Genomic DNA, 12,044 nt, shown 5'->3' with positions numbered 1-12,044 from the left:
CATTCACGCCGTGAATGTCCGAATGTCGGCACTGACCCCGGTGTTCTGTGTTCCGCTGTTCGTTGTGCCTGCCCGCCTAGCGCGACTCCCAGCGCCGCAGCGCGTTGAGGGCTTCGTAGCAAGCACCCATGTTGTGATAGTCGACCTTGCCGGCCGGGCTCTTGTCGTCGGTGAAGGCGCTGTTGTCGCCGCGTAGGATGCGGAACCAGGCGCCATGGCGGTGGTCGACGAAATGCGTCCAGCAGTAATCCCACAGCTTGTCGTACCAGAGCCAGAAGCGCGCCTCGCCGGTGCGCTCGGCCAGCACGGCGGCCGTCGCCATGCTCTCGGCCTGCACCCAATGGTATTTGTCGGCGTCGCAGATCGCGCCGTCCGGGGCGAAGCCGTAGCAGATGCCGCCGTGCTCCTTGTCCCAGGCCGTGTCCAGGCCGGCATCGAACAGCGCGATGGCGCGCGGCAGTATCCAGTCGGCCGCTTGGCGCAGCTGCTTGGCGTGCCGCTCCAACAGCAACAGCAACTTGGACCACTCGGTCAGATGGCCCGGCTGGTAGCCCCACGGGCGGAAGATGTTGGAGGCGTCGTCGCGGTTGTAGTCCCAATCCACCGACCAGTCGATATGGTAGTGCTCCCAAATCAGCCCGTCGCACAGCGCCGCCTGGCGCACCGTGATGTTGTGGGCGATGCGCTCGGCGCGGTGCAGGAAGCGCAGGTCGTCGGTGGCGTCGTAGGCCGCCAGCAGCGCCTCGACCGAGTGCATATTGGCGTTCTGGCCGCGATACGGCGCCAAGGTCGACCAGTCGGTGCTGGCCTCGTCGGCGTACAGGCCGAAGTCGGCCTGCCAGAAATGCCGCTCCATCAAATCATAGGTCTCGTTGATCCACTCGCGCGCCTCGTCGACGCCGGCCAGCAGCGCGTGCGAGTAGGCCAGCAGCACGAAAGCCAGGCCGTAGCAGTGGTTGGTGCCGTCGAGCACCGTGCCCTGGCCGCCCTGCCAGTCGAGCAGCCAGGCATAGCCGCCTGTAACCGGATTACGGTGCGCCTCGCGCAGGAAAGCGAGGCCGTGGCGCACTTGCGGCAGGTACTCGCCGGCGTCGAAATGGCGCGCCGCCATGGCGTAGGTGAAGATGAAACGGGTGCTGCTGACCAGGTGCCGGCTACGCTCGTCGTAGACCCGGCCGTCGTCCTTGTAGAAGTGGTAGAAGCCGCCGCTGGGGTCGATGCAGCGCGGATGGTAGAACTGCATCGTCTCTTGTATGTGCTTGCGCAAATCTGGCTGGGCGTGAAAATCGGGGGCGGTCGTCATGGCATAATCTTCCACATTGAGGAGCGCTAATTCTACGCGTTTCGCCCAGCGCGCGCGACGCCAACTGAAGGGAAACTACATGGATTTCGAGGTATTGACACTGGCCGGCTTGTGGAACTCCGGGCCGGCCCACTGGCAAACCCGGTGGGAGGCCAGCCACCCGAATTGGCGCCGCGTGGCGCAGCGCGACTGGCAAACGCCGCAATGCGACGAGTGGGTCGCCGCGCTGGACGCCGCCATCGCGCAATGCCGCCGCCCGCCGGTGCTGGCGGCGCATAGCCTGAGCTGCTCGCTGGTGACACGCTGGGCCGCCTCCGGCTCGCGCCACGCCGTCGCCGGCGCCTTCCTGGTGGCGCCCAGCGATGTCGACGCGCCGTCCTACCCGGACTGCACCAGCGGTTTCCAGCCGATGCTGCTGGCGCCCCTGCCCTTCCCCAGCGTGGTGGTGGCCAGCAGCGACGATCCCCATGTGAGCGAGCAGCGCGCCCGCCGGTTCGCCGCCGGTTGGGGCAGCGAGTTCGTCTCGATCGGCGACGCCGGCCACATCAACGGCGACGCCGGCTACGGCGCCTGGCCCGCCGGCGAGGCGATGCTGCTGGCCTTCTGCGCCGGCCTGCAAGGCCTCAACGCGGCTTAGCCCGCCGCGCCTCTAATGGCCTTGATGCCGACACTACAGCAGCGCGAATTTCTTTTTCATTTTGATTTATTCACTTTGAACGGCTTAATGACGCGGGCGCCTTGGCGCCGCGCGTCCGATCGTTACTCCGCCATCAAGGGATGATGCCGCCACAGCGGCCCCAGCAGGCGTCACGCAAATCGAGGCAGGTTTCGACGTCCGAATGCTTGCGGCACTCCAGATAGTTGGTCGTGCACCAGCTGCGGCAACTGGCGACGCTGTTGGTGCTCGACTCGGCGGCGTAGGCGAACGAACTGCCCAGACCCAGGGCAAACATGAACAGCGCAAATTTCATCTTCATTCTTTTTCTCCAAGTATAAAAATCAGACGGATTTATAGTTCAGGAAAGACATTCCGTCCCGCACGCCCTTCCCGCGAAAAAACATCATTGCCTTGCTCAAGCAGCGCCACGGTGGCGGCAGACGCCGAGGCAGGCGTACCGTTTACGGCAACCAGCCTTTGCAATCGTAGATGCAGTTCTCCTCCTGCATGTGGCAGTCGAATTGCGGCTGCGTCAGCACGCAGCGGTCGTAGGCGGCGTAGCACTTCCGCACGCAATAGGATGGCGTGTCGGCGTAGGCGTAGGAGCTGCCCAGGCCGATGGCAAACATGAACAGCGCAAGTTTCATCTTCATTGTTGTCTCTCCAAACTACGTCGTAGGACGGATCATCAAACCAGGAAAGGCCTTCCGCCATGCCGCCTTTCCCGTTACCACTCGATAGTGCGGACCTGCCGATTCAACGCGGCAGCCGTCGCGCCGCGCGTCCCATCGTCAATGCGCGATCAAGGGAGCTGCTCGCCACAAGCCAACTGGCAGGCATCAAGTCGGTCGAGGCAGGTGTCTCTATTGTTATATTTGAGACATGTGTTGTAAGCCACCATGCACCTGCTGAGGCACCTGTCGATGCTGCCGGTGGTCGACTCGGAGGCGTAGGCGTAGGAGCTGCCCAGGCCGATGGCAAACATGAACAGCGCGAGTTTCAGTTGCAGTTTCATTTGCTTCCTTTCAAATCAAGTGGCTTGCATGACAAGACGGGGCAATGCCGGCCATACCGGCGCGGCAGGCATGGCCGCCGCCGCGATTACATCATCTGGCTGCCGCAATCCTGGAAGCAGGCGGCGCGATCGGCGGCGCACTCCGCCGGATCACCGCCGTAATTGATGCAGGAGCGATAGGCCATCACGCAATAGCCTTGACAGCTGTTGGTGGTCGACTCGGCGGCATAGGCGAACGAGCTGCCCAGCCCGATGGAAAACAGGAAAAGTGCCAGTTTCATCTTCATCATTTTTCTCCAAGTATGGAAATCAGACGGATTTGTAATCCAGGAAAGACATCCCGTCCCACACGTCCCTCCCGTGACAAGGACATCGTTGCCTTGTTCAACCAGCGTCCCGGTGGGAGCGCGAGTCCAGGAAGCCGAAAGGCGGACCGCCTAGATCCGCCATTCGCCTTTGCAACACTTAAACAATATGAAAAATTATCATATCTATATTACCAAAACAATATATTTAGTGATTTGGTAATATTGTTGTAAATTAAAGACAAGTCTGCATCGGCTTGCCACGCCTCGGTATACCGTTCGGCAATAAAAAAACCGGCGCCGTTCGCATCGCGAAACGGCACCGGTTTTTAGCCAGCGGCGCGCTACCGGTCGAACCGGCAGCGGAGGATTTACTTGGCGGCGCCGCCCAACAGCATTTCGTTGAGGCGCTTGACGAAGGTGGCCGGATCGCTCAGCGAACCGCCTTCGGCCAGCATGGCCTGGTCGAACAGGATGTGCGCCCAGTCGTTGAACTGGCTGCCGGCGTCCTGGTACTTCAGGCGCGTCACCAGCGGGTGGTTCGGGTTGATCTCCAGGATAGGCTTGGAGTCCGGCGCGTTCTGGCCGGCCGCCTTCAACATGCGCAGCAGGTTGCCCGACAATTCGTTCTCGTCGGCCACCAGGCAGGCCGGCGAATCGGTCAGACGGAAGGTGACGCGCACGTCCTTGGCCTTCTCGGTCAAGGCTTCCTTCATCTTGCCGACCAGGTCCTGGTAGGAGGTCTCGGTCTCTTCGTGTTCCTTCTTCTCGGCTTCGTCTTCCAGCTTGCCCAGATCGAGGCCGCCCTTGGCCACCGAGACCAGTTCCTTGCCTTCGAAATCCTGCAGGAAGGACAGCATCCACTCGTCGACGCGGTCGGTCAGCAGCAGCACTTCGACGCCCTTCTTGCGGAAGATCTCCAGGTGCGGACTGTTCTTGGCGGCGGTGTAGTTATCCGCCGTAACGTAATAAATCTTGTCCTGGCCGTCCTTCAGGCGCGCCACATACTGTTCGAACGAGACGTTCTGCTCGTCGTTGTCGTTGCCGGTCGAGGCGAAGCGCAGCAGCTTGGCCAGACGCTCCTTGTTGCCGGCGTCCTCGCCGATGCCCTCTTTCAGCACCTGGCCGAATTCCTTCCAGAAGGTGGCGTACTTGTCCTTTTTCTCCTGCTCGTCGGCGTTGGCCAGTTCTTCCAGCATGCCGATGACGCGCTTGGTCGAACCCTCGCGGATCACCTTGACATCGCGCGACTCCTGCAGGATCTCGCGCGAGACGTTCAGCGGCAGGTCGGCCGAGTCGATCACGCCTTTGACCATGCGCAGGTAGGCCGGCATCAGCTGCTCGGCGTCGTCCATGATGAAGACGCGCTTGACGTACAGCTTGATGCCGCCGCGCTTGTTGCGGTCCCACAGGTCGAACGGCGCCTTGGCCGGGATGTACAACAGCTGGGTGTACTCGCTGCGGCCCTCGACACGGTTGTGGGTGTGCGTCAGCGGCGACTGGAAGTCGTGCGAGACGTGCTTGTAGAACTCGTCGTACTGTTCCGGCGTGATGTCGGACTTGTTGCGGGCCCACAGCGCGCTGGCCTGGTTGATGGTTTCCTGCTCGTCCTTGACGACGGTTTCCTTCTTCTCGTCGTCCCACTCTTCCTTGGCCATGACGATCGGCAGCGAGATGTGGTCGGAGTACTTGCGGATGATCGATTTGATCTTCCAGCTCGACAGCAGCTCGTCCTCGCCTTCGCGCAGGTGCAGGATGATGTCGCTGCCGCGCGAGGTTTTCTCGATCTGCTCGATGCTGTAATCGCCCTCGCCGGCCGATTCCCAGCGCACGCCCTCGTTGGCGGCGGCGCCGGCGCGGCGCGTTTCGACGGTGATCTTGTCGGCGACGATGAAGCCGGAGTAGAAGCCCACGCCGAACTGGCCGATCAGGGCGGCGTCCTGCTGCTGGTCGCCCGACAGCTTACCGAAGAATTCCTTGGTGCCCGATTTGGCGATGGTGCCCAGGTGCGAGATGGCCTCGTCGCGGCTCATGCCGATGCCGTTGTCGGAGATGGTGATGGTGCGCGCTTCCTTGTCGAAGCTGACCTTGATCTTCAGTTCATGGTCGTTGCCGTACAGGGCGTCGTTGTTGATCGCCTCGAAGCGCAGCTTGTCGGACGCGTCGGAGGCGTTCGAGATCAGCTCGCGCAGGAAAATCTCCTTGTTCGAGTACAGCGAGTGGATCATCAGTTGCAGCAGCTGTTTGACTTCAGCTTGAAAACCCAGGGTTTGCTTTTCGGTGTCGGCCATTTTTACCTCTAATTAGTCTGTGTTGATACGGGGTTTGTCGCTTGGATTTTCCAGAAATGGGGATTATATGGCCGAATTCAAGCCTTGGCGAGGCGGCCGCGCATTCAGCCGCCCAACTCGCGCTCGAGGAAGCGCCAGATCGCCGCGTCCTGCATCGCCGCCACGTTCAGCCGCATCCGCGTCGAGGCCAGCTGTTTGGGCGAGAACAGGCTGCCCGGCGCCAGCAGCAGGCCCTCGGCCATGGCCCGCTCGGCCAGCGCGTTGGTGTCGCGGCCGGCGTCGGCCCAGACGAACATGCCGGCCGGCGTGACGATGTCCACCGTCAGGCCGACCCGCTCCATCTGCCGCACCGTCTTGGCGCGCACCGCGTCCAGGCGCAGGCGCATGCGGTCGGCGTGCTTGCGGTAGGAGCCCTCGGACAGCACCTTGTAGACCACCCGCTCGCCGATCTCGCTGGTGGTCAGCGTCGACAGCATCTTGCGGTCGGCCAGCCGCTCGGCCCACTGGCGCGAGGTGGCGATGTAGCCGACCCGCAGGTTGGCCGCCATGGTCTTGGAGAAGCCGCCCAGGTAGATCACCCGTTGCAGCTGGTCGAGCGCGGCCAGCCGGGTGGCCGGCTGCACCGCGCTGCCGGGGTGCAGGTCGCAATAGATGTCGTCCTCGACGATGGTGAAGCCGTGCTGCTCGGCCAGGCGCAGCACCTGGAAGGCCTTGGCCGCCGACAGCGAGGTCGAACTGGGGTTGTGCAGCACCGAGTTGATGATGTACAGCTTGGGCTGGTGCAGCGCCGCCAACTGGGCCAGTTGGGCGATGTCCGGGCCGTCGCCCAGGCGCGGGATGCCGACCACCTTGGCGCCCAGCGCGGCGAAGGAGCCGAACATCAGGAACCAGGCCGGGTCGTCGACGAAGATGGTGTCGCCGGGACGGGTGAACTCGCGCGCCACCAGGTCCAGCGCCTGGGTCACGCCGGCGGTGGTGACGATCTGCTCCGGCGCGGCGGCGATCTCCAGCTCGGCCAATTTCTGCTGCAGTTGCTGGCGCAGCGGCAGGAAACCCTGCGGCAGGCCGTAGTTGAGCAGCAGGTTGGGGTTCTGCCGGCTGACCGCGCGCAGCGCGTTGGCCACCGTCTGGCCGTCGAGCCACTCGTTGGGCAGCACGCCGGAGCCGGGCATTTGCTGGTACGGCGTCTGGCGGAACATATTCCGGATCAGCCAGACCACGTCGATCGCCTTGCCGGCGTCGGCGTCGGGCCAGTCCGGCGGCGCCGCCGCCGCCGCCGCCGAATTGGCGCCGGAGCGCTGGTCGGCGTTCAGCGGCGAGCGCTCGCGCACATAAAAGCCGGCGCCACGGCGCGACTCCAGGTAGCCGCGCGCCACCAGCTTGTCGTAGCTGGCCACCACGGTGAAGCAAGAGACGCCCTGGGCGCCGGCGAACTGGCGGATCGAGGGCATGCGGGCGCCGCCGCGCAGCACGCGGTCGTCGATGCGCGCCGCCACCGAGCGGACGATCTGGTCGATCAGCGACTCGCCCGATTCACGCGACAGCAGCGCCACCAGCGCGGTCGGCTGGGCCTTGCCGGCGCGCGCCGGCGATGTTGCGGTTTGTGTATTGGTCATTTTACCATTACAGCATAGTAAATTATGTTGGAAAGTGTATTGGCACTGTATTGGTTTTGTGCCTTAGGATACACCTAACTCCGACACAAAGCCACTCTGAAAGACCGCCCCATGCACCAAGCCAGCGCCAGCGCCAAACGCCTCGTCAATACACCAGCGGCGGCCATGCTCGCGCCGCCGCGCGGCGGCCTGTCCGAGGAAACCCGCGGCATGCTGATCGGCCTGATCGGCGTCGCCATCTTCAGCCTGACCCTGCCCTTCACGCGGCTGGCGGTGGCCGGCCTGGACCCGCTCTTCGTCGCCCTCGGCCGCGCCCTGGTGGCGGCCGTGCTGGCGGCGGCCTGGCTGGCCTGGCGGCGCGCCCCGCTGCCACCGCGCGGCGCGCTGCCGGCCCTGGCGCTGGTGGCGGGCGGCTGCATCATCGGTTTCCCTTGGTTGACTTCGATCGCCATGCGCACCCTGCCGGCCGGCCACGGCGCCGTGCTGGTCGGCGTGCTGCCGCTGGCCACCGCCGTCTGCGCCGCGCTGGGCGGCGGCGAGCGGCCCTCGGCCGGTTTCTGGGCCATGTCGCTGCTGGGCAGCGCGCTGGTGGCCGGCTTCGCGCTGCGGCAGAGCGGCGGCAGCCTGCAGGCGGCCGACCTGGCGATGTTCGCCGCCGTGCTGCTGGCGGCGGCCGGCTACGCCGCCGGCGGCCGCCTGGCGCAGCGGATGGGCGGCCAGCAGGTGATCTGCTGGGCCCTGCTGCTGGCCGCCCCGCTGCTGCTGCCGCTGGTGGTGTGGCATAGCTGGGGCCAGGCCGAGGCCATGCTGCGGGCCGGCGCGCGGGCCTGGACCGGCTTCGCCTACGTGTCGATTTTCTCGATGTTCATCGGCTTTTTCTTCTGGTATCGCGGCATGGCGCTGGGCGGCGTGGCGCGCGTCGGCCAGGTGCAACTGGTGCAGCCCTTCCTGTCCCTGCTCGGCGCCAGCCTGGTATTGGGCGAAGCGCTGGAATGGGACAAGCTGATTTTCGCACTCGCAGTGATCATTGTGGTCGGCTTGGGCCGCAAAATGCAGGTGAAACGGCCATAAGACCATACAGGATTTTGATTTCGCCCCTGTTGTGGGCAGCTCCAGCCACACGACGTACAATATCGGTCTTGCCGCGCCCGTCGCGCACCGACACCAACCTCCGTCGAGCAATCGACACCTACACCGGGATGCCACATGTCTGTTTACGAAAAAATCAAAGCACTCAATCTCACCCTGAGCGCGCCCGCCGCACCGGTGGCCGCCTACGTCATGCATGTCCAGAGCGGTAACCTGGTGTTCATCTCCGGCCACATCGCGCGCAAGGAAGACGGCTCGCCATGGGTCGGCCAACTGGGCAAGAACATCAGCGTCGAAGAAGGCAAGGCCGCCGCGCGCGGCGTCGCCGTGGCGCTGATGGGCACCATGCAGGAAGCCGTCGGCGGTGACCTGGGCCGCGTCAAACGCATCGTCAAGCTGACCAGCCTGGTCAACTCGACGCCCGACTTCACCGAGCACCACCTGGTCACCAACGGCGCCTCCGAGCTGCTCGGCGAAGTGTTCGGCGAGGCCGGCAAGCACGCCCGCGCCGCCTTCGGCGTGGCGCAGATCCCGCTCGGCTGCTGCGTCGAGATCGACCTGGTGATCGAAGTGGCCTGAGGCCGCAACGACGGCCATTGACTTCTGCTTTACCGGGCGGCGCCGACCTACCCGCTGGCGCCGCCCTTTCGAGGGCCGCCACAAGCGCGCTTGTTTATCGACCGGCCGGCCCACAGGCTCCGGTAATTACTCAGTGAGACATGTATGAAAATTGAAAATCCAAACCCGATGCAGTGGCGTTTCGCCGAACGTGCCGAGCAGCTGCAAAGCTCCTTCATCCGCGAGATCCTGAAGATCACCCAGCAGCCGGAGATCATCTCCTTCGCCGGCGGCCTGCCGTCGCCGGCCACCTTCCCGATCGACGAGATGAAGCTCGCCTTCGACAAAGTGCTGAGCAATTCCGGCAAGGTCGCACTGCAGTACGGCCCGACCGACGGCTACCTGCCGCTGCGTCAATGGATCGCCGATTCGCTGTCCGCCAACGGCGTCAAGATCGTCCCTGAACAAGTGTTGATGACCTCCGGTTCGCAGCAGGCGCTGGACCTGCTGGGCAAGGTGCTGATCGACGAAGGCAGCCGCGTGCTGGTCGAAACGCCGTCCTACCTGGGCGCGCTGCAGGCCTTCTCGGTCTACCGTCCCGAGTTCGTCTCGGTCGATACCGACGAAAACGGCCTGGTGCCGGAATCGCTCGACCAGGTGGCCCAAGGCGCGCGCCTGCTGTACGCGCTGCCGAACTTCCAGAACCCGACCGGCCGCACGCTGTCGCTGGAACGCCGCCACCAACTGGTGGAAACCTGCGCCCGCCTGGGCCTGCCGCTGATCGAGGACGACCCGTACGGCGCCTTGAGCTACAAGGGCGCGCCGCTGCCGAAGATGGTGGCGATGAACCCGGACGGCGTGATCTACATGGGTTCCTTCTCCAAGGTGCTGACGCCGGGCATCCGCCTGGGTTACGTGGTCGCCCCGCTGCCGCTGGTGCGCCGCCTGGAACTGGCCAAGCAGGCGGCCGACCTGCACACCTCGCAGCTGACGCAGATGGTGGTGCACGAGGTGATCAAGGACGGCTTCCTCGACCGCCACATTCCGCAGATCCGCAGCCTGTACGGCGACCAGTGCCAGTGCATGCTCGACGCGATGGCGCAGCACTTCCCGAGCAGCGTCACCTGGACCAAGCCGGAAGGCGGCATGTTCATCTGGGTCACCCTGCCCAAGCACATCAACGCCATGGCCCTGCTCGACGAAGCCATCGCCAACAAGGTCGCCTTCGTGCCGGGTTCGCCGTTCTACGCCAACGCGCCGGAGACCAACACGCTGCGCCTGTCGTTCGTCACGGTGTCGCCGGAGCGCATCCGCACCGGCATCGAGATCCTCGGCAAACTGATCGCCGCCAAGATCTGAGCTTGATCGCCCGGCGCGGCCCAGGGCCGCGCCGGGCATTGTTATCCCGCGTGGGCGCCGAGTGCGCCCACGCGGCTTTTCGGCCCACGCTTTTTGCGCCGGCGCAGCGCCCTCCCCCACCGTTCAAAATACAACACCCGCCACCACCTCTTGAAATATTGTTGAACCATTTCACAACGAAAATTTATAACCGATAGTTACACTCTTGCCCTTGCCCAAGCTAAAATCAGAAGAAATAGTGTTGAAAAGGCAGCTATCATGCGGGATTCAGAAGGTTTCCTCGAAAAAACATTCGGTGTTTTTTTACAAATCGCTTTCCCAAAGCGGTATGATTTAGACAGACAGTCACTTTATCGACAGGCCCGCCTTTGTCCGCAGACACCGAAATCGCCACCGACCGCCATGCCGCCCGGCCCCGCCGCGCCGGCGCGCAACGCTCACCGGTCGACGCGTTACGGGACCTTGTCCGATGACGCTCGCCCTGGCCGAACTGGCGGCAAGGCGCGAGGCGACGATCCTGATCGTCGACGACGCCGCCGATAATCTCGGCGTGCTGCGCAAGCTGATGACGCAACAGGGTTACCAGACCTTCGTCGCCAGCACCGGCGAGCGCGCGCTGCAAATCGCCCGCCGCGTCCATCCCGACCTGATCCTGCTCGACGTGGTCATGCCCGGCATGGATGGCTTCGAAACCTGCCGCCAGTTGAAGGGCCACGCCGCCACGCAGGGCATTCCGGTGATCTTCATGAGCGCGCGCACCGATACCGACGACGTCGTCGCCGGCTTCGATCTGGGCGCGGTCGACTACATCAGCAAGCCGCTGCGCCTGGCCGAGGTGAGCGCCCGGGTGCGCAGCCAGCTGCAAATCCGCAGCCGCAGCGAGACCCAGGACGAGCAGGCCGAGCGCCTGCGCACCATCGTCAACAACATGGCCGAGGGCTTGATGATCATCGAGGCGGACGGCCGCATCCAGTTCACCAACCCGGCCTGCGACAAATACCTCGGCTACCAGGACGGCGAGTTGGCCGGGCGCTCCATCGGCGAGCTGCTCAATCCGCTGGTGGCGCGCGAATACCTCGACTATTTCGAACGCTACGCCGCCGCGCCGGAGACGGCGCACAGCCACGGCACGCGCGAGGTGATCATCCGCCACCGCGACGGCAGCTCGGTGTGCATGGACCTGACCTTGACGCCGATGTATCTGCGCCAGCCGCTGTTCATCGGCCTGCTGCACGACATCACCCACCACAAGCTGTCCGAGGACGCGCTGCAGCGTGCCGCCATGGTCGACCCGCTGACCCAGATCGCCAACCGGCGCCACTTCGACAGCTTCCTCGAGAAGGAATGGCAGCGCGCCATGCGCAGCGGGCTGGCCTTGTCGCTGGTGGTGCTCGACGTCGACCACTTCAAGCTGTACAACGACACCTTGGGGCATCCGGCCGGCGACGTCTGCCTGGCGCGGGTGGCGCAGGCGGTGGCCGCGCACGCGCTGCGGCCGACCGACCTGGCGGCGCGCTACGGCGGCGAGGAGTTCGTGCTGCTGTTCGCCGAGACCGACGCCGAATCGGCTCATCTGCTGGCCGAGTCGATCCGCGGCCACATCGAAACGCTGCAACTGCCGCATCCGCGCTCGCCGACCTCGCCGTGGATCACCGTCAGCATCGGCGTCTCGACCATCCATCCGAACCAGTTCGACAGCACCGAATCGCTGTTCGTCGCCGCCGACCGCGCCATGTACGTGGCCAAGGAAGGCGGCCGCAACCAAGTGCGCAGCAACAAGCCGGACAGCGCCGCGCTACAGGCCGTGCAGGCGCTGATGGGCTGAGGTCAAGCGAGCGACCCCACAGGCG

The 12,044-nt window shown here is 64.5% G+C and carries 12 protein-coding genes; 5 read left to right on the top strand and 7 right to left on the bottom strand.

The features are described 5' to 3' along the window. Positions 1-76 precede the first annotated feature (76 nt). Complete coding sequence (locus H7U20_RS27140) at positions 77-1,303, bottom strand: AGE family epimerase/isomerase (RefSeq protein WP_199762266.1); 1,227 nt, start codon at positions 1,301-1,303, stop codon at positions 77-79. Positions 1,304-1,382: 79 nt separating this feature from the next. Between H7U20_RS27140 and H7U20_RS27135 the strand changes: the two genes are divergently transcribed. Further along, a complete protein-coding gene (locus H7U20_RS27135; RefSeq protein ID WP_199762265.1) occupies positions 1,383-1,940 on the top strand; it encodes an RBBP9/YdeN family alpha/beta hydrolase in 558 nt (185 codons plus the stop codon). A gap of 133 nt (positions 1,941-2,073) precedes the next feature. Here H7U20_RS27135 and H7U20_RS27130 read toward each other — a convergent pair whose 3' ends face one another. From H7U20_RS27130 to H7U20_RS27105, 6 genes are all read right to left on the bottom strand, one after another. After that, complete coding sequence (locus tag H7U20_RS27130; protein ID WP_199762264.1) at positions 2,074-2,280, bottom strand: hypothetical protein; 207 nt, start codon at positions 2,278-2,280, stop codon at positions 2,074-2,076. A gap of 142 nt (positions 2,281-2,422) precedes the next feature. Then, positions 2,423-2,614, bottom strand: coding sequence for a hypothetical protein (locus H7U20_RS27125; RefSeq protein ID WP_199762263.1), 192 nt, complete (start codon positions 2,612-2,614; stop codon positions 2,423-2,425). 149 nt (positions 2,615-2,763) lie between these two features. After that, the gene (locus H7U20_RS27120; protein ID WP_199762262.1) at positions 2,764-2,976 is read right to left on the bottom strand and encodes a hypothetical protein; all 213 of its coding nucleotides are present in this window, start codon (positions 2,974-2,976) and stop codon (positions 2,764-2,766) included. Between the two features lie 86 nt (positions 2,977-3,062). Continuing rightward, the gene (locus H7U20_RS27115; protein WP_199762261.1) at positions 3,063-3,263 is read right to left on the bottom strand and encodes a hypothetical protein; all 201 of its coding nucleotides are present in this window, start codon (positions 3,261-3,263) and stop codon (positions 3,063-3,065) included. A 389-nt stretch (positions 3,264-3,652) separates the two neighbouring features. Further along, on the bottom strand, positions 3,653-5,572 hold the full coding sequence (gene htpG, locus H7U20_RS27110; protein WP_199762260.1) for a molecular chaperone HtpG: 1,920 nt from the start codon (positions 5,570-5,572) through the stop codon (positions 3,653-3,655). Positions 5,573-5,676: 104 nt separating this feature from the next. Further along, positions 5,677-7,188, bottom strand: a complete 1,512-nt coding sequence (locus tag H7U20_RS27105) for an aminotransferase-like domain-containing protein (protein WP_199762259.1) — start codon at positions 7,186-7,188, stop codon at positions 5,677-5,679. Between the two features lie 165 nt (positions 7,189-7,353). Between H7U20_RS27105 and H7U20_RS27100 the strand changes: the two genes are divergently transcribed. From H7U20_RS27100 to H7U20_RS27085, 4 genes are all read left to right on the top strand, one after another. After that, positions 7,354-8,259 carry a DMT family transporter gene (locus tag H7U20_RS27100; RefSeq protein ID WP_233411135.1) on the top strand — a complete coding sequence of 302 codons (906 nt, stop codon included), beginning with the start codon at positions 7,354-7,356 and terminating at the stop codon, positions 8,257-8,259. A 135-nt stretch (positions 8,260-8,394) separates the two neighbouring features. After that, positions 8,395-8,856, top strand: coding sequence for a RidA family protein (locus tag H7U20_RS27095; protein ID WP_199762258.1), 462 nt, complete (start codon positions 8,395-8,397; stop codon positions 8,854-8,856). A 144-nt stretch (positions 8,857-9,000) separates the two neighbouring features. Next, complete coding sequence (locus H7U20_RS27090) at positions 9,001-10,194, top strand: aminotransferase-like domain-containing protein (protein ID WP_199762257.1); 1,194 nt, start codon at positions 9,001-9,003, stop codon at positions 10,192-10,194. Between the two features lie 469 nt (positions 10,195-10,663). Continuing rightward, positions 10,664-12,019: a diguanylate cyclase gene (locus H7U20_RS27085; protein WP_199762256.1), complete on the top strand. Its 1,356-nt coding sequence runs from the start codon at positions 10,664-10,666 to the stop codon at positions 12,017-12,019. Positions 12,020-12,044: the final 25 nt, after the last annotated feature.

Source organism: Rugamonas violacea (assembly GCF_016461825.1).
Taxonomy (GTDB): domain Bacteria; phylum Pseudomonadota; class Gammaproteobacteria; order Burkholderiales; family Burkholderiaceae_D; genus Rugamonas.
This window is presented reverse-complemented; position numbering and strand designations above follow the sequence as displayed.

Bases quoted from the DNA above. Each gene is read 5' to 3' on its own strand.
- H7U20_RS27140 (WP_199762266.1), bottom strand. From the start codon at position 1,303: ATGACGACCGCCCCCGATTTTCACGCCCAGCCAGATTTGCGCAAGCAC.
- H7U20_RS27135 (WP_199762265.1), top strand. From the start codon at position 1,383: ATGGATTTCGAGGTATTGACACTGGCCGGCTTGTGGAACTCCGGGCCG.
- H7U20_RS27130 (WP_199762264.1), bottom strand. From the start codon at position 2,280: ATGAAGATGAAATTTGCGCTGTTCATGTTTGCCCTGGGTCTGGGCAGT.
- H7U20_RS27125 (WP_199762263.1), bottom strand. From the start codon at position 2,614: ATGAAGATGAAACTTGCGCTGTTCATGTTTGCCATCGGCCTGGGCAGC.
- H7U20_RS27120 (WP_199762262.1), bottom strand. From the start codon at position 2,976: ATGAAACTGCAACTGAAACTCGCGCTGTTCATGTTTGCCATCGGCCTG.
- H7U20_RS27115 (WP_199762261.1), bottom strand. From the start codon at position 3,263: ATGAAGATGAAACTGGCACTTTTCCTGTTTTCCATCGGGCTGGGCAGC.
- htpG (WP_199762260.1), bottom strand. From the start codon at position 5,572: ATGGCCGACACCGAAAAGCAAACCCTGGGTTTTCAAGCTGAAGTCAAA.
- H7U20_RS27105 (WP_199762259.1), bottom strand. From the start codon at position 7,188: ATGACCAATACACAAACCGCAACATCGCCGGCGCGCGCCGGCAAGGCC.
- H7U20_RS27100 (WP_233411135.1), top strand. From the start codon at position 7,354: ATGCTCGCGCCGCCGCGCGGCGGCCTGTCCGAGGAAACCCGCGGCATG.
- H7U20_RS27095 (WP_199762258.1), top strand. From the start codon at position 8,395: ATGTCTGTTTACGAAAAAATCAAAGCACTCAATCTCACCCTGAGCGCG.
- H7U20_RS27090 (WP_199762257.1), top strand. From the start codon at position 9,001: ATGAAAATTGAAAATCCAAACCCGATGCAGTGGCGTTTCGCCGAACGT.
- H7U20_RS27085 (WP_199762256.1), top strand. From the start codon at position 10,664: ATGACGCTCGCCCTGGCCGAACTGGCGGCAAGGCGCGAGGCGACGATC.